Annotated in this window: 16 protein-coding genes; 5 read left to right on the top strand and 11 right to left on the bottom strand. The window is 63.8% G+C overall.

All coding sequences use genetic code 11. From position 1 onward, the window contains the following. Positions 1–103: 103 nt before the first annotated feature. On the bottom strand, positions 104–643 hold the full coding sequence (gene msrA / locus LMJ30_RS19820; protein ID WP_229434292.1) for a peptide-methionine (S)-S-oxide reductase MsrA: 540 nt from the start codon (positions 641–643) through the stop codon (positions 104–106). Between the two features lie 141 nt (positions 644–784). On the opposite strand from msrA, the gene LMJ30_RS19815 reads away from it, so the two are divergent. The 3 genes from LMJ30_RS19815 (at position 785) to LMJ30_RS19805 (ending at position 5,676) form a co-directional block, all read left to right on the top strand. Further along, the gene (locus LMJ30_RS19815) at positions 785–1,294 is read left to right on the top strand and encodes a flavin reductase family protein (protein WP_229434291.1); all 510 of its coding nucleotides are present in this window, start codon (positions 785–787) and stop codon (positions 1,292–1,294) included. 64 nt (positions 1,295–1,358) lie between these two features. Next, positions 1,359–2,552: an acyl-CoA dehydrogenase gene (locus LMJ30_RS19810; protein ID WP_229434290.1), complete on the top strand. Its 1,194-nt coding sequence runs from the start codon at positions 1,359–1,361 to the stop codon at positions 2,550–2,552. Positions 2,553–2,769: 217 nt separating this feature from the next. Then, entirely contained in the window at positions 2,770–5,676 is a 2,907-nt protein-coding gene (locus LMJ30_RS19805) for an EAL domain-containing protein (protein ID WP_229434289.1), read from the top strand. 108 nt (positions 5,677–5,784) lie between these two features. On the opposite strand, the gene LMJ30_RS19800 is transcribed toward LMJ30_RS19805, so the two are convergent. The 10 genes from LMJ30_RS19800 to LMJ30_RS19755 form a co-directional block, all read right to left on the bottom strand. After that, a complete protein-coding gene (locus LMJ30_RS19800) occupies positions 5,785–7,206 on the bottom strand; it encodes an SGNH/GDSL hydrolase family protein (RefSeq protein ID WP_229434288.1) in 1,422 nt (473 codons plus the stop codon). Between the two features lie 135 nt (positions 7,207–7,341). Beyond that, positions 7,342–8,373, bottom strand: a complete 1,032-nt coding sequence (locus LMJ30_RS19795) for an L-threonylcarbamoyladenylate synthase (protein ID WP_229434287.1) — start codon at positions 8,371–8,373, stop codon at positions 7,342–7,344. Continuing rightward, on the bottom strand, positions 8,370–9,560 hold the full coding sequence (locus LMJ30_RS19790) for a 5-(carboxyamino)imidazole ribonucleotide synthase (protein WP_229434286.1): 1,191 nt from the start codon (positions 9,558–9,560) through the stop codon (positions 8,370–8,372). Before LMJ30_RS19790 ends, LMJ30_RS19795 begins: the two co-directional genes overlap by 4 nt. Next, positions 9,557–10,054, bottom strand: coding sequence for a 5-(carboxyamino)imidazole ribonucleotide mutase (gene purE, locus LMJ30_RS19785; protein WP_229434285.1), 498 nt, complete (start codon positions 10,052–10,054; stop codon positions 9,557–9,559). The genes LMJ30_RS19790 and purE overlap by 4 nt, the downstream gene beginning before the upstream one ends. A 1-nt stretch (position 10,055) precedes the next feature. Further along, positions 10,056–10,952 carry a phosphoribosylaminoimidazolesuccinocarboxamide synthase gene (locus tag LMJ30_RS19780; RefSeq protein WP_229434284.1) on the bottom strand — a complete coding sequence of 299 codons (897 nt, stop codon included), beginning with the start codon at positions 10,950–10,952 and terminating at the stop codon, positions 10,056–10,058. A 57-nt stretch (positions 10,953–11,009) separates the two neighbouring features. After that, positions 11,010–12,074, bottom strand: coding sequence for a class II fructose-bisphosphate aldolase (gene fba / locus LMJ30_RS19775; protein WP_229434283.1), 1,065 nt, complete (start codon positions 12,072–12,074; stop codon positions 11,010–11,012). Positions 12,075–12,196: 122 nt separating this feature from the next. Continuing rightward, on the bottom strand, positions 12,197–13,645 hold the full coding sequence (gene pyk, locus LMJ30_RS19770; protein WP_229434282.1) for a pyruvate kinase: 1,449 nt from the start codon (positions 13,643–13,645) through the stop codon (positions 12,197–12,199). Between the two features lie 46 nt (positions 13,646–13,691). After that, positions 13,692–14,906: a phosphoglycerate kinase gene (locus LMJ30_RS19765; protein WP_229434281.1), complete on the bottom strand. Its 1,215-nt coding sequence runs from the start codon at positions 14,904–14,906 to the stop codon at positions 13,692–13,694. A gap of 70 nt (positions 14,907–14,976) precedes the next feature. Then, complete coding sequence (locus LMJ30_RS19760; protein WP_229434280.1) at positions 14,977–15,306, bottom strand: AzlD domain-containing protein; 330 nt, start codon at positions 15,304–15,306, stop codon at positions 14,977–14,979. After that, entirely contained in the window at positions 15,303–16,052 is a 750-nt protein-coding gene (locus LMJ30_RS19755; RefSeq protein WP_229434279.1) for an AzlC family ABC transporter permease, read from the bottom strand. Before LMJ30_RS19755 ends, LMJ30_RS19760 begins: the two co-directional genes overlap by 4 nt. A 216-nt stretch (positions 16,053–16,268) precedes the next feature. Here LMJ30_RS19755 and LMJ30_RS19750 point away from each other — a divergent pair, with 216 nt between their 5' ends. Beyond that, the gene (locus LMJ30_RS19750; protein ID WP_169465550.1) at positions 16,269–16,463 is read left to right on the top strand and encodes a zinc-finger domain-containing protein; all 195 of its coding nucleotides are present in this window, start codon (positions 16,269–16,271) and stop codon (positions 16,461–16,463) included. Positions 16,464–16,484: 21 nt separating this feature from the next. Beyond that, positions 16,485–16,907, top strand: coding sequence for a YybH family protein (locus tag LMJ30_RS19745; RefSeq protein ID WP_229434278.1), 423 nt, complete (start codon positions 16,485–16,487; stop codon positions 16,905–16,907). Positions 16,908–16,916 lie beyond the last annotated feature (9 nt).

Genomic DNA, 16,916 nt, shown 5'->3' with positions numbered 1-16,916 from the left:
GCAGTTCGCATCCGCCGAATTGCGCGGCGCCGCTGCGGATTGACATGCCATTCGGCGGATGACGCCCTGCGGGCTCTTCCGCCCTACGATATCAGCAGCTTTTTTACTTCAAGCGGTTCGCAAACGTCTTGCGGAACTTGGCCACCTTTGGCGCCACCACGAAGGCGCAATACCCCTGCAGCGGATGCTGGCGGAAATAATCCTGGTGATAATCCTCGGCCTTGTACCAGGTCGCCGCGGGCGCCACCTCGGTGACGATCGGCGCGTCCCACACGTTGGCCATCTCGGCAATCACCTGCCGCGCGACTGCCTCCTGTTCGGGCGTGGTGGTGAAAATAACTGAACGGTATTGGGTGCCGACGTCATTGCCCTGGCGGTTCAGGGTGGTCGGGTCATGGATCGTGAAAAACACTTCCAGCAGGTCGTGATAGCTGATCACTTCCGGGTCGAACTCGAGCCGCACCACTTCCGCGTGCCCGGTCGTGCCCGCGCACACCTGCTCGTAACTCGGATTGTCCTCGTGCCCGCCCATATAGCCGGATTCGACCCTGGTCACTCCGCGCGTCTCCAGGTACACCGCTTCCAGGCACCAGAAACAGCCGCCCCCCAGTATCGCGACATTGCCCGCCGATTGGTTCGTCATCACACACCTCATTGCCCGCAAACGCGTATGGAGTAACTGTAACCCAAAGCGCAATGCCGTGCAGCTATACCAAGCGCAGGGACTGCTAGCGGTACTTCAGGGCTGAAGTTTGGCATAATGGTATAAATAGACAGGTCACCGATGAACACTAGCTCCCCCCGCGCGCAAGCGCGCGATTTCGATTCGACGCAATTCCGGCAGGCACTGTCCCAGTTCGCCACCGGCGTGACCGTGATCACGACCCGCCTGGCCGACGGCAGTTTCCGCGGCCTGACGGCCAGTTCGTTCAATTCGGTGTCGCTGGAGCCGCCCCTGGTGCTGTGGAGCCTGGCCGAGGGCGCCAACAGCATGCCCATCTTTAGCGGCAACTCGCACTATGTCATCAATGTGCTGGGCGCGGACCAGGCCCATCTGGCGCAGCGCTTTTCACGCCGCACCGAGAACCCGTTCGAAGGCGTCGAGTACGAACTGTCGCGCACCGGACAGCCCATCCTCAAGGGCGTGTCGGCGTGGTTCGAATGCCACAACCGCAGCCGCTATCCCGAGGGCGACCACGTGATCTTCGTGGGCGAAGTCGAGAATTGCGCGTTCCATCCGCAGGCGTCGCTGCTTTTCCACGCCGGCCAGTTCGGAAGCACGCAAACGCGGTAGAATTGCATATTTATAAAGCAGTATATACAACTTGCCCCACAATCCAACAGAGACAGGAAAGAGCATGAACCGATCCGATTCGCCCCGCAAGGCGCAGTTCCACTGGGATGATCCGCTGCTGCTGAATGAACAGCTGAGCGACGAAGAGCGCATGGTGCGCGACGCCGCCGCGGCTTACTGCCAGGACAAGCTGGCGCCGCGCATCCTCGAAGCCTTCCGCCACGAGCGCATGGACAACTCGATCTTCCGCGAGATGGGCGAACTCGGCCTGCTGGGCCCGACCATTCCGGAACAGTACGGCGGACCGGGCCTGAACTACGTGTCCTACGGCCTGATCGCGCGCGAAATCGAGCGCGTCGATTCCGGCTACCGCTCGATGGCGAGCGTGCAGTCGTCGCTGGTCATGGTACCAATCTATGAATTCGGCACCGAAGCCCAGCGCCAGAAATACCTGCCGAAGCTGGCGACCGGCGAATGGATCGGCTGCTTCGGCCTGACCGAACCGAACCACGGTTCCGACCCTGGCTCGATGATCACCCGCGCGCGCAAGGTCGACGGCGGCTACGCGCTGACCGGCTCCAAGATGTGGATCACCAACTCGCCGGTCGCCGACGTGTTCGTCGTGTGGGCAAAGGACGATGAAGGCGCGATCCGCGGCTTCGTGCTGGAAAAAGGCATGGCCGGCCTGTCCGCCCCTGCGATCCACGGCAAGTTCGGCCTGCGCGCCTCCGTCACTGGCGAAATCGTGATGGACAACGTGTTCTGCCCCGAAGAAAATGCCTTCCCGGACGTGCGCGGCCTGAAAGGCCCGTTCACCTGCCTGAATTCGGCACGTTATGGCATCGCCTGGGGCGCGCTGGGCGCGGCCGAAGCCTGCTGGCACACCGCGCGCCAGTACACGATGGACCGCAAGCAATTCGGCAAGCCGCTCGCGGCCAACCAGCTGGTGCAAAAGAAACTGGCCGACATGCAGACCGAAATCACCCTGGGCCTGCAAGGCTGCCTGCAGCTGGGCCGCATGAAAGACGCCGGCACCGCCGCCGTCGAAATCACGTCAATGATGAAGCGCAATTCCTGCGGCAAGTCGCTGGACATCGCCCGCACCGCGCGCGATATGCTTGGCGGTAATGGCATCTCCGACGAATTCGGCGTGATTCGCCACATGGTCAACCTCGAGGTGGTCAACACCTACGAAGGCACGCACGACATCCACGCGCTGATCCTCGGCCGTGCGCAAACCGGCATTGCGGCTTTCTAAGGAAAGCTGGAGCTGACCCAACCCGCTACGGCGGGTTTTTTTATGGCTGCTTGAATCCGCAGGCTCCCGCCGTACGTACACTGGCAGTCTGCCTCGCCGCTTTATGGTAGAAGTGATTGGCCGGGCAAAACTTTCCGGTATGCTCAGCGTGCCAGGACATGTTTGCCCGGCCACGCACACGACGATTGGAGGAAATGTGGGTTGTACGCATCGCTTCATGCTGTGTTTCGCCCTGCTCTTTTGCTGGTCCGGGGTTGCTGCAGGCCAGGCGCAGCCGCTCAGGGTCGGCCTTTATGAGAATGCCCCAAAGATCTTCATCAATGGCAAAGGCGATCCCGACGGCATCATGATCGACCTGCTGCGCAAGATCGCCGAGGAGGAAAACTGGCAGCTCGAATTTGTGCCGTGCGCGTGGGCGGCCTGCCTGCGCGCACTGGAAAACGGCGACATCGACGTGCTGCCCGATGTCGCATGGTCCGAAGAGCGTAGCCGCACCCTGGATTTCCACCGCACCCCGGCGCTGCACAGCTGGTCGCAGGTCTACCGCCACCCGCGCACCGCCATCGTCTCGATCCTTGATCTCGACGGCAAGCGCGTGGCGATCCTGGGCGGTTCGATCCAGCAGCATTTCCTGGAGACCTTCTGGAGCCAGTTCGGCATCCGCCCGACCCTGGTGCCGGTGGCGTCGATCGAAGACGGTTTCGCGCTGGTGGAGGCCCGCAAGGCCGACGCCATGGTGGCCAACAAATACGCCGGCGACAGGTTCGCCATCCGTTATGGGCTGGCCGAGACGCCGATCGCCTTCCAGCCGGCCCAGCTGTTTTTCGCCACCGCGAAAGGGCGCGGCGCCGGCTGGCTTGCTGCCATCGAGCGCCATCTGGCGCGGTGGCAGGAGGAGCCGGACTCGCCTTATTTCCAGGTGTTGAACCGCTGGCAGCAACAGACGCTGCTGGCCCGCACCCCCGGCTACGTCTGGTGGATCGGCGGCGCGGTGGTCTGCGCCCTGATGCTGGCCCTGCTTGCGGCGCTGTGGCTGCGCCGCCAGGTCCGTATCAAGAGCGGCGCGCTGCGTGACAGCCAGCGGCGCTTGTCGACCATCCTCGACAGCGTCGACAGCCTCATCTACATCAAGGACGCCGACTACCGCTACCAGTACGTGAACCGCGCGGTGTGCCAGTTCTATGGCATGGACTCGGGCAACATCCTCGGCAAAAGCGACGCCGAGATCTTCGACGCTGCGACCGCCGCGGCCATCCGCAAGACCGACAGCCAGGTGATCGAACAGGGCGAACGGGTGATCGCCGAGGAAGTGCAGTCGTTGAGCCGCGCGGACGCCCCTACCTTCCTGTCGACCAGGATCCCCTTGTGCCGCGAGGATGGCAGCGTCTACGGGCTGTGCGGCATCGCCACCGACATCTCCGAGCGCAAACATGCCGAAGAGTCGACCCGCGTCGCAGCGACCGTGTTCCAGTCCCAGGAAGGCATGTTTGTCACGGGCCCCGACCGGCTGGTGCTCGATGTCAACGACGCGTTCACCACCATGTCCGGCTACGCCGCCGCCGAGCTGGTCGGGCGCGGCCCCCAGCCCGTCTCGCTGGAGCCCGGCGGGCAGGACTTCTGGCCGGACATGTGGGACATCATCAGTACGCGCGGCAAGTGGCAAGGAGAAGTCTGGACCAGGCGCGAGAATGGCAAGGAATACCCGGCCTGGCTGACGGTGACGGCGGTGCGCAACGCGGCCGGGCGCACCACCAACTATGTCGGCACCCAGGCCGACATCACCCGGCAGAAGCTGGCGCAGGACGAGATCATGCAGCTCGCCAACTACGACTCGCTCACCGGACTGCCCAACCGCCGCCTGCTGCTCGAGCGGCTGCAGCATTGCCTGTCGGTCTACAACCGCAGCAAGCAGGCGGTGGCGCTGCTGTTCCTCGACCTCGACAACTTCAAGGACCTCAACGACACGCGCGGCCACGAAGTGGGCGACCAGCTGCTGAAGCAGGTTGCGCAGCGGATTCGTGACTGCGTCCGCGAAGGCGACACAGTGGCGCGGCTGGGCGGCGACGAATTCGTAATCCTGTTGGAGAGCATCGGCGAGCGCGAAGACGAAGCCGCCGAGCACACCGCCGCCACGGGATGGAAGATCATCCGTGCCATCGGCCAGCCGTTCGACATCGGGGGCGGCTCGCACCACGCCACCTGCAGCATCGGCGCCGCCCTGCGGGTCGACCAGGAAACCGACATCGACGACCTGATGAAACGCGGCGACCTGGCCATGTACGAAGCCAAGCGCGACGGCCGCAACACGCTGCGCTTTTTCCACAACAACATGGAGTCCGACGTCACCTACCGGATGGCCCTGGAAATGGAACTGCGCGAATCGCTCGGCAAGTCCGAATTCGTGCTGCACTACCAGCCGCAGGTCGACGGCAGCGGCACGGTGGTGGGCGTGGAGGCGCTGCTGCGCTGGAACCACATCAAGCGCGGCATCGTCGGGCCGGCTGTGTTCGTGCCGATTGCGGAGGCATCCGGCCTCATCGTGCAGCTCGGCAGCTGGGTGATCCGCAGCGCCTGCCAGCAACTGGCCGAATGGGCAGCGGTGCCGGAAATGGCGCACCTGACCTTGGCCGTGAATGTCAGCGCGCGCCAGTTCCGGCAACAAGACTTCGTCAGCGAAACGCTGGCCACGATCGCCGAAACGGGCGCCCGGCCCGACCGCCTGAAGCTGGAGCTGACGGAAACACTGCTGATCGAAAACGTCGAAGACACGATCGGAAAGATGCGGCAATTAAAGCAAAGTGGCATCAGCTTTGCGCTGGACGACTTCGGCACCGGCTATTCCTCGCTCAGCTACCTGAAGCTGCTGCCGCTGGACCAGTTAAAAATCGACCGCTCGTTCGTGCGCGACGTGCTGGTCGACCCGAACGACGCCTCGATCGCCCGCAGCATCGTAGCGCTTGGGCAAGCACTCGGACTGGCGATCATCGCCGAAGGCGTCGAAACGGAAGCGCAGCGCGCCTTCCTGGCCGAGCTCGGCTGCGAATGCTGCCAGGGCTACCTGTTCGGCCGGCCGATGGAAGTGCACCTGCTCGAAGCCATGATCCGCGATATGCACTCTGCCTGACCCGGCAACTGCTTGCCTTCCCCCTTTTGACCTTCCGGGATAAAAAATGCCGCACAGCTTTTGACTGTGCGGCATCGCCCACCGGGGTAGGTTTATTCTTCGTTCAGCTTACAGCCAGCCCTTGGCAACCATTTGCTCGGCAACGAAGTTCGACATCAGCGAGTAGCCGAATGGCGTTGGGTGCACGTCGTCGGCGAACAGGTATTTGCTGACGTCGCCCGCGACGACGTTGCTGCCGTTGCACACCAGCGAGGTGGTGCCGAGTGCGTTGGGTCCGCAGGCAGGCTTGGTGGAGTTGCTGATGCCGTACTTGGCCGGATTCAGGATCTGGTCCTGGCTAGGCGTGAACAGGTCGACATACAGGACCTTCGCGTCGAGGCCGTCGATGCCAACACGCAGCGCGATGTTAAACGCATTGACCATGCCGTTGATCAGGGTCTGGGTCGATGCGGCCTGGGCCTTCGAGCTTGGCGCGCCGCCCAGGTCTGGCAGGTTGACCAGGACCACGTAGTTGGCGCCTTTGCCGACGATCTGGGTGCGGACGATGTCCGCCAGCTCGGCAGCTGCAGCGGCCATGCGCGGTACCATCTTCGGACCGTTTTCAGCACCGTAGGCAGCGCCTGCGGCAGCGCCAGCCTTGGCGCCGGCAGCAGCGCCGGCGGTGGCCGCTGCAGTCTGCGCCTGGGTGACCATCGGGCCGTACACGGTTGGCGAACCGACGGCCATGTTGCCCGGCTGGGCGGCGGCGGTGGCAACCGCCACGCCGACGATGGTTTGCGAGGTGCTGCCTGCGCGCGCCGACTCGGTGGCCACTGCGGCGCCGATGGCCTGGGCTGCGGTGGTCGGGTTGGTGGCGCCGGCTGCGAGCAGGCCGACCAGGGTGCTGGCGAAGGTCTGCGCGCCCACCTTGGCGCCTTCGGCCGCACCGGCGGCGTTGCCGGCCGCGGTTGCAGCGGCGGTCAGCTCGCCCAGCAGGGCAAAGGCGTCATTGCCGCCTGCGCTGACGAACACCACTTCGTTGCCGCTGAACTTGCCGCCGTTGCGCGCAAGGTGGGTGGCGACCTGGGTCGCGACCGGATGGGTCAGCTGGCCAATCGGGGTGCCGGTCAGCTTGTTGCCTGGGCCGACAGGGTTGGTGACGCGGGCGCCGCCCTGGGCGTAGCCGGTGCAATTGAGGTTGTTGGTGATAGGAACTGCGAAGCCGCGGGTGGGGTCGCCATCGAGGCCAGTGACCGCGGCGCACGGCGCCGCCAGGCCGAGGCGCGATGCCATCAGCTCGGTCCAGTTCTTGCCGGTAAGCGAAGCATTGACGGCGGTGTTGTCGCCGTTGATCGTGTACTTGCCGCCACGCAGGGCGGCGATCGGGCCGACTGCATAGGTACCGACGTCGGACAAGCTGTCGCCGAACGATACCTGGGAAGCGAATTTCGGCTTCGGTGCTTGCGTTACGTTGTTGTCGCTGTCGCTGCTGCCGCAAGCGGAAAGGATAGCCGCCGCCAGCAAAGCCAGCGCGATATTAGTGTGACGCATTGTGTCTCCTAAGAAGAATTTATTTTGATGCGAACGCCCGTGCTTTTTGCACTACAACTAATATGCCAGCGTTAAGCAATCTTGTACATCAATAAACTTATCTTCCCGTCGGGTGCTAACAACAATGCGCACTTGTCAGGCCGGTGCGTCGTGGTTCAGCAGGCCATGCACGATGCCGCTGGACCCATGCGCGGCGCGGCGCAGGCGGTCGTTGACGCCCAGCCACTCCTCGCTGCGCGGCGGGGCTTCCACCAAAATCACGTCGGCGCCGGCCTGGTCCATCGCGCGCAATGCCGCGTACAGGGCGTGCGCGAAGCCTTCAGGGCTGGACGGCAGCCGTGCTTCGGCATGCGCCTGTGGAAACTCGCTGTAATGGATCAAGGCAACCTTGCGGCCGGCCGTTTGTAACTGTTTCAGCGTGTCCAGCAGTTCGGCGCCGTCCTGCATCGCAACCGGCGTGTGCGGTGCGTAATGCGACTCCAGCGTGCCGGAAGCGCGCGGCGCGGCAGCATCCGGTGCGGCCGGGACACTGTCGATGACCGCGGCGATCGCATCGGCGCTGATATGGCCGGGCCGCAGCAGCACCGGGCCGTGCGTGGCCAGGCGCGACAGGTCGACGATGGTCGATTCGATGCCGACCTGGCTTTGTCCGCCGTCGAGGATGGCGGCAATCGTGCCGTCCGCGCCGAACTCGTCGCGCACGTGCTGGGCGGTGGTCGGGCTGACGTTGCCGAACTTGTTGGCCGATGGCGCCGCGATGCCGCCACGGCCGCCCTTGAATTCTTGCAGCAGAGCGATGGCGACCGGATGCGACGGACAACGGATGCCAACCGTGTCCTGGCCGCCGGAGACGGCGTCGGGAATGTGCGCTGCGCGTTTGAGGATCATGGTCAGCGGGCCGGGCCAGAAGGCCTCGGCCAGCTCCCGCGCTTCGTGCGGGATGTCGGTGGCCCAATGGTCGAGACCTGCGCCGGGCGCGATGTGCACGATCACCGGGTGGTCCATCGGCCGCCCCTTGGCAGCGTAGATACGCGCGACTGCCGCCGGGTTTTCGGCGTCGGCGCCCAGGCCGTACACAGTCTCGGTAGGCAGTGCTACCAGGCTGCCCTGTTCCAGCAGGCGCGCGGCCGCGGCAATTGCCGCCTTGTCGACATCCTGGCCGCTCATGCGTCCTGCTCGATGCCGAGGATGGCGCAGGCGGAACGCAGCTTGGCTTGCGCTTCAGCCAGGGTCGGTGCAACCAGGGTCAGGTGGCCCATCTTGCGGCCGCGGCGCGCCTCTTCCTTGCCGTACAGGTGCAGGCAGGCGCCTGGCAGCGCCAGCACTTGCTCCCACGCAGGCTCGCGCGCGGTGTCGCTGCCCTCGTCGAACCACACATCGCCCAGGATGTTCAGCATGACTGCCGGCGAGTGCTGGCGCACGTCGCCCAGCGGCAAGCGCGCCATGGCCCGCACTTGCTGGGCGAACTGGCTGGTGACGCAGGCGTCGATGGTGTAGTGCCCGCTGTTATGCGGGCGCGGCGCCATTTCGTTGACCACCAGGGTGCCGTCTTCGAGCACGAAGAATTCAATGCACAGCACGCCAACATAGCCGAGCTGCGAGATGATCGCGCGGGCGGCGTCCTGCGCCATGCCGGCACAGGCGTTGGACACATTCGGGCCCGGCACGGTCGTGGTAAACAGGATGCCGTCGCGGTGCACGTTTTCGGCAATCGGGTAGACCACCGATTCGCCGTCGGCGCCGCGCGCGGTGAGCACCGACACCTCATACGCCAGCGGCAGCATTTTTTCGAGCAGGCAGGTGACGCCGTTCATGCCGGCAAACGCGGCGCGCACGTCGGCGCGCGTCTTGACGCGGACCTGGCCCTTGCCGTCGTAGCCCATGCGCACGGTTTTCAGGATACCCGGCAGCAGGTCGTCCGGAATGGCGTCGATGTCTTCGCTCGATGCGATGGTCTTGTGCGGCGCCGGCATCACGCCGGAACTTGGCGCGCAGTCGACAAAGAAGCGCTTCTCGGCAATGCGGTCCTGGGCGACGGATACGCACTGCGCGGCAGGCGCCACGAAGGTACGCTCGCCAAGCCAGGCCAGGCTGTCGGCCGGGACATTTTCAAATTCGGTGGTGATGGCAACGCACGCCGAGGCCAGGTCGGCCAGTCCCGCAGGGTCCTGGTAGCCGGCCACGATCAGGCGGTCGGCCGCCTGCCCTGCCGGGCTGTCGCGCGCAGGGTCGAGTACGGCGACCTTGAAGCCCATCGCCTGCGCCGCGTGCGCGAACATGCGGCCAAGCTGGCCGCCGCCCATGACGCCCAAGGTCGCCGGTGGGCGCGCCGGGGGAAACTGCTTGTCGCTCATGCTGGTAAGACCATGGCCTTTGCGGCCGCTGTTTGTACGTTGCGGAAATCCTGCAGGCGGTCGGCCATGGCATCGTCCAGGCTGGCAATCATCGCCACTGCGGCCAGCGCCGCATTGGCCGCGCCAGCCTCACCGATGGCGAAGGTTGCCACCGGAATGCCTTTCGGCATCTGTACGATCGACAGCAAGGAATCCTCGCCGCGCAGGTACTTCGACGGCACCGGCACGCCCAGCACCGGCACGATGGTCTTGGCGGCGATCATGCCCGGCAGGTGGGCGGCGCCGCCGGCGCCGGCAATGATGGCGCGCAGGCCGCGCGCACGCGCGCTTTCTGCGTAGGCAAACATTTCATCCGGCATGCGGTGCGCCGATACCACTTGCGCTTCATACGGTACGCCGAATTCCTTCAGGATGGCGACCGCATGCTGCATCACGTCCCAGTCCGACGACGAACCCATCACGACGCCGACGAGCGGCTTGGCTTGGTTATCCATCTCAGAGATCCAGTTTCTGGCCGGTGAGGCGCTCGAGCGCTTCGAGGTACTTGGCCTGGGTCTTGGCGATCACATCGGCCGGGACCGGCGGCGATGGCGGCGCCTTGTTCCAGTCCTTCAGGGTTTCCAGGTAGTCGCGCACGAACTGCTTGTCGTACGACGGCGGCGACATGCCGGTGGCGTAGCTTTCCATCGGCCAGAAACGCGAGGAGTCCGGGGTCAGGATTTCGTCGATCAGGTAGATCTTTCCGCTGTCATCCTGGCCGAACTCAAACTTGGTGTCGGCGATGATGATGCCTTTTTCGGCGGCGTATTCGGCGGCCTTGGTGTAGAGGGCGACCGCGTAGTCGCGCACCTGGCGTGCCACGTCGGCGCCGACGATCTTCTCGGCTTCTTCAAACGAAATGTTCTCGTCGTGCGCGCCGGCCGGGGCCTTGGTCGACGGCGTGAACAATACCTGCGGCAGCTTCTCGGCTTCCTTCATGCCCTCTGGCAGCGCAATGCCGCAGACCTTGCCGGTCTTCTGGTAATCCTTCCAGCCCGAGCCGATCAGGTAACCGCGCACGATCGCCTCGATGCCCAGCGGCTTGAATTTCTTGACGACGATGGCGCGGCCTTCGACCTGCGCGCGCTCTTCGGGCGCAACGACGGACAGCGGATCGATGCCGGTCTCGTGGTTCGGCATCAGGTCGGCAAATTTCTGGAACCAGAAGTTCGACATGGCCGTCAGGATCTTGCCCTTGCCCGGGATCGGATCGTCGAGGATGACGTCGAACGCCGACAGGCGGTCGGTCTGGACGACCAGCAGCTTGTCGTCGCCGACCGCGTAAATGTCGCGCACTTTACCGCGGTGCAGGAAGGGAAGCGACTTGAGATTTGTTTCGAGAACACTAGACATCACGAATCCTTGCATTGCCAAAAGCTGAGCGCGCCCCGTAGGGCGCGCAGGGTTTGATTATTTTACGATCTGGGCCAGTTCGCCGTTCTTGTAACGCTCGGCCATTTTTTCCAGTGGCATCGGCTTGATCTTGGCTGCCTGTCCTTCGCAACCGAAGGCCAGGAAACGCGCCTTGCAGATTTCCGTCGCCGCTTCGCGCGCAGGCTTGAGGTAGTCGCGCGGGTCGAACTTGGATGGGTTCTGGAACAGGTATTTGCGGATCGCGGCCGTCATCGCCAGGCGGATGTCGGTATCGATGTTGATCTTGCGAACGCCGTGGCGGATGCCTTCCTGGATCTCTTCAACCGGCACGCCATAGGTTTCCTTCATGTCGCCGCCGAATTCGCGGATCACTGCCAGCAGTTCCTGCGGCACCGACGACGAACCGTGCATCACCAGGTGGGTGTTCGGGATGCGCGCGTGGATTTCCTTGATGCGGTCGATTGCCAGGATGTCGCCGGTTGGCTTGCGCGAGAACTTGTAGGCGCCGTGCGAGGTGCCGATGGCGATGGCCAGCGCGTCGCACTGGGTACGCTGCACGAAGTCGGCGGCCTGGGCCACGTCGGTCAGCAGCTGTTCGCGGGTCATGGTGCCGTCGGCGCCGTGGCCGTCTTCCTTGTCGCCCTTCATGGTTTCGAGCGAACCGAGCACGCCCAGTTCCGCTTCGACCGTGACGCCGATCGAGTGCGCGAACTTGACGACTTCACGCGAGACTTCGACGTTGTAGTCGTACGATGCGACACTTTTGCCGTCGGCTTCGAGCGAGCCGTCCATCATCACCGAGGTGAAGCCGGAGCGGATCGCAGCCATGCACACTGCCGGCGACTGGCCGTGGTCCTGGTGCATGACGACCGGGATGTGCGGGTAGGATTCGACTGCTGCGTCGATCAGGTGGCGCAGGAAAGCTTCGCCGGCATATTTGCGGGCGCCAGCCGATGCCTGCATGATGACCGGGGAACCGACCGCGTCAGCGGCAGCCATGATGGCCTGCACCTGTTCGAGGTTGTTGACGTTGAACGCTGGCAGGCCATAGCCGTTTTCGGCGGCATGGTCCAGCAGTTGACGCATGGATACGAGGGACATGGTAGTACTCCAAGAACAATAGAAATCTGTAACCACCGTCGTTCCCGCGCAGGCGGGAACCCATGCTGAGTCTAGGCTCCATAGGTTCCCGCCTTCGCGGGAACGACAGCGGTTGTCGTGTTTTAGTCGAATTCTCCTACGCGCACGATTTTCAGTGCGTTGGTGCCACCGGCCTGTCCCATCGGGGAACCCCAGGTCACGACGATGGTATCGCCCTTGCGCACGACGCCCTGTTTCATCAGCAGTTCTTCCGCCTGGCGCAGCACCGCGTGGCTGCCGCCTTCCTGCAGCAGGTGATAAGCTTGCACGTTACGATACAGCGAAGCCTTGCGCTGCGTCTGCTGTGACGGGGTCAGTGCGAAAATTGGCGTGTCGATGCTGTGACGGCTCATCCACAGCGCGGTCGAGCCCGATTCAGTCAGCGCGACAATCGCTTTCACGCGCAGGTGGTGTGCGGTGAACAGCGCACCGTAGGCGATCGACTGGTCGATGCGGGTGAACTGGATGTTCAGGAAGTCGGCGTCGAGCTTGTTGTATTCGGACTGCTCGGCTTCGGCACAAATGGCCGCCATCATTTCCACGGTTTCGATCGGGTACTTGCCCGATGCGGTTTCAGCCGAGGTCATCACCGCGTCGGTACCGTCCAGCACCGCGTTGGCCACGTCCGAAACTTCGGCGCGGGTCGGCACGGCGTTGACGATCATCGATTCCATCATCTGGGTCGCGGTAATGGCCAGCTTGTTCTGCTCGCGCGCCATGCGGATCATGCGCTTTTGCAGCGCTGGCACGGCGGCGTTGCCGACTTCCACAGCCAGGTCGCCACGCGCCACCATGATGCCGTCGGACGCATCGAGGATTTCCTGCAGCACAGGAATCGCTTCGGCGCGCTCGATCTTGGCGATCATCTTCGGCTTGTGATGGTATTGCTCGCCGGCGATGTTGGCCAGCTGGCGCGCCATTTCCATGTCGGTGGCGCTTTTCGGGAACGAGATCGCCAGGTAATCGGCCTGGAAGCTCATCGCGGTCTTGATGTCTTCCATGTCCTTGGCCGTCAGCGCCGGCGCGGTCAGGCCGCCGCCCTGGCGGTTGATGCCCTTGTTGTTGGACAGCTCGCCGCCCACCTTGACCGTGGTGTGCACTTCGTGGCCGGCCACGCGGTCGACGATCAGCACGATCAGGCCGTCGTTCAGCAGCAGCTTGTCGCCGGGACGCACGTCGCGCGGCAGCGCCTTGTAGTCGAGGCCGACGCGGTCCTGGTTGCCCATTTCGCCTTCATCGCCCCACTTTGCATCGAGGATGAACTTGTCGCCATTGTTCAGGTAGATCTTGCCGTCTTCGAACTTGCCGACGCGGATCTTCGGACCCTGCATGTCGGCCATGATCGCCACTTCCTTGCCGCACTCGGCAGCCGCGCGGCGCACCAGGGTGGCGCGGTCGATGTGGTCTTGCGCCTTGCCGTGCGAGAAATTCAGGCGGACAACGTCAACGCCCGCCCTGATCATTTTGACGAGGATATCGAAGTCGGTCGAAGCCGGGCCGATGGTTGCAACGATCTTTGTGCCACGATACATAGGAGTCCTTGAAGTAAAAGCGCAGCCGGAGGGCTGCGCTGGCGTGTTACTTGGTGCTGCGTTGCAGGAGGATGTCTACCGCCGGCAGCGTCTTCCCTTCGAGGAATTCGAGGAAAGCCCCGCCGCCCGTCGAGATGTAGCCGATTTTATCGGTAATGCCGTATTTCGCAATGGCAGCGAGCGTGTCGCCGCCGCCGGCGATCGAGAAGCCCTTCGAGCCGGCAATGGCCAGCGCCAGCATGCGGGTGCCTTCGCCAAACTGGTCGAACTCGAACACGCCGACCGGGCCGTTCCAGACGATGGTGCCGGCGCCGCGGATCTGCTGGGCCAGCGTGGCCGCCGTCTTCGGGCCGATGTCGAGGATCATGTCGTCATCAGCAACGTCGGCCACATCCTTGATGGTGGCTTCGGCCGTCGGCGAGAACTCCTTGGCGCAGACCACGTCGACCGGAATCGGCACGGTGGCGCCGCGCGCCGACATCATGTCGATGATCGCTTTGGCTTCGTCGACCAGGTCAGCCTCGACCAGCGATTTGCCGATGTTCAGGCCCTTGGCTTTCATGAAGGTGTTGGCGATGCCGCCGCCGACGATCAGGTTGTCGACCTTGCCAGCCAGCGCCTTCAGGATCGACAGCTTGGACGACACCTTCGAGCCGGCAACGATGGCCAGCAGCGGGTGGTTTGGTGCGCCCAGGGCTTTGCCCAGCGCGTCCAGTTCGGCAGCCAGCAGCGGTCCGGCGCAAACAACCGGGGCGAACTTGGCGATACCGTGGGTGGTCGCTTCGGCGCGGTGGGCAGTGCCAAAGGCATCGTTGACGTAGACGTCGCACAGCTTGGCCATCTTCTGGGCCAGCTCGTCGGAATTCTTTTTCTCGCCCTTGTTGACGCGGCAGTTTTCCAGCAGCACGACCTGGCCAGGCTGGAGGTTCTCGAGTCCCTTGCCGTCAACCCAGTCCTGCTTCAGTTCAACCGGCTGGCCAAGCAGCTCGGACAAGCGCGCGGCGACTGGCGCCAGGCTGTCTTCAGGCTTGAACTCGCCTTCGGTCGGACGGCCCAGGTGGGACGTCACCATGACGGCGGCGCCTGCCTTGAGGGCGGCCTGGATGGCTGGCACCGAAGCGCGGATGCGCGTGTCTTCGGTAATGTTGCCCGCATCATCCTGCGGCACGTTCAGGTCGGCGCGGATGAATACGCGTTTTCCTTGCAGCGCGTTTTGGTCGATCAGGTCTTGCAGACGGGTGAAGTTGAGAACAGCGTGCATGGCACCCCAAACGGTCGAATATGAAAGAACGCTATTTTAACTCATGAACAATGCAAATTTGCCAGTACGCTCACTGCAACCAAAGCCTGAGCCCGGTAAAGAAGAGCATCCCGAAAACAATGGTTTCCAGCATGTTTCGGCGCAGGAGGTAATAGCCGATTGACGCCAGCCCCGCGACCAGCTTCAGGTTGGAGACGGCGAGGTGAAGTTCGCCCTTGTTACCGAGCAACAAATCGGGCGCCACGATGGCTGCCAGTGCGCAGGCCGGGGCGAAGCGCAACATTTCCTGCACCCGTTTCGGGATCGTGATGTGGTGGCCGATCAGCCAGAACGAGCTGCGGGTGGCGGCGGTGGCCACGGCCAGCACGCCGATCGTGATCCAGATTTCGAGGTCGCTCATGTGCGGGCCTGTATTTTTTCCAGCGTTTCTTCGACGACCATCGCGGTCACCATGCCGAGCAGCACAGCGGCAAGCAGGCCCAGCTTGTACGGCAGGTCGTAGGCCAGCACCGCGGTAGCCGACGCCACCAGCACGCCGCAGGCCGCGGCCTTGTTAACCGTCAGCGGCACCATGATGCAGATGATCGCAAGAGTACCGGCAAAGCCCAGGCCCCATTCCGGCGGCACCACCGCGCCGAGGAAGATGCCGGCAATCGAGCCGACCTGCCAGGCAGCCCAGTTCGGGTACAGCAGGCCCTTCAGGTAGGAAAGCTTGCCCACCGCCGGTGCTTCGTTCGGAAAGCGTTGCAGGAACAGCGCGACGCTCATGTCGCCGGACACGTAGCCAAGCGCAAAGCGCTTTTTCCAGGGAAGGTGGGCGAAATGCGGCGCCAGGATGGCGGAGAAAATGACGAACCGCAGGTTGACGACCAGGGCCGTGGCGAAGATCACCCAGATGGGCGCATTGGCGACAATCAACGGCAGGGAGGCGAGCTGGGCCGATCCGGCGAACACCAGCAAGGTCATGGCGAGCGCCTGGGGGATCGTCAGCCCGGTCTTGATCATCGCGATGCCAACCACCAGGCCCCATGCGCCGATGCCGAACAGGGTCGGGATGCCGACTTTCAGGCCTTCACGGAAAATGGCCGGGTCTTCGTCCGCCGGGCGGGTTGCATCCACCGCCACAGGAGGGATCGGCCCGTTCATGTTGTTTTCCTGCCACAGCGTACGCTGGGGAATGGAGCGGGCAATGCGGGACGGTCGGCCATGAAGCGCAATTCTTTGTGAGGCGCCGGCCCAGTCTTTCCATAGGAAAGCGGCGAGCACGGCCGTGATTGTTGAGGCGCTATTTTAACGGCCATTCCGGATGGCTGCCCGAATCCGCTAAAATCGAGGTCTTGCCCTTAGCGTTTCGGAGAATCCATGAATCACAAACAAGTGCCAGCTGTAGAGCTCGAAGCCAAAGACCTGCCGGCGCACTGCCCGAACCCGGCGATGCCGCTGTGGTCGTCCCACCCGCGCGTGTTCCTCGACTTCGGCCACGACGGCCTGGCCAAGTGCCCGTACTGCGGCACCGAGTACATGCTCAAGCCAGGCACGGTCCTGTCGCACCACTGATTCGCCCAGGCCGGTGACCAGATGAAACGCGAGAAACAGCTGATTGGCACCGCCGCCGAAGTCGAGGCGGCTTTCTATGAAGCACTCAACCGCGGCGATGTCGACGGCCTGATGGAACTGTGGGCGGACGACGAGGAAATCATCTGCGTCCACCCTGGCGGCCCGCGCCTGCACGGGCACGCGGCCATCCACGCCTCGTGGGAAGCGATCCTTGAACGCGGCGGCCTGCAGATCCGCCCGTCGCAGCTGCACACCAGCCATAACATGATGAGCGCGGTGCACAGCGTGGTCGAAGGCGTGACTTCCAGCGGCGGCGATGCCGCGCATTTGATCGCGACCAACGTTTATATGAAAACGCCGGCAGGCTGGCGCATGGTGTCGCACCATGTGTCTGTCGCGCCCGGCCCGGTACCTGCGGGCGCGCTGCCAACCAACCTGCACTGACCTTTCCGC

The organism is Massilia agrisoli (genome assembly GCF_020831365.1).
In the GTDB taxonomy this organism is placed as follows: Bacteria; Pseudomonadota; Gammaproteobacteria; order Burkholderiales; family Burkholderiaceae_D; genus Telluria_A; species Telluria_A agrisoli.
The sequence above is the reverse complement of the archived record's forward strand: the minus strand, read 5'-3'. Positions and strand labels throughout refer to the sequence as shown.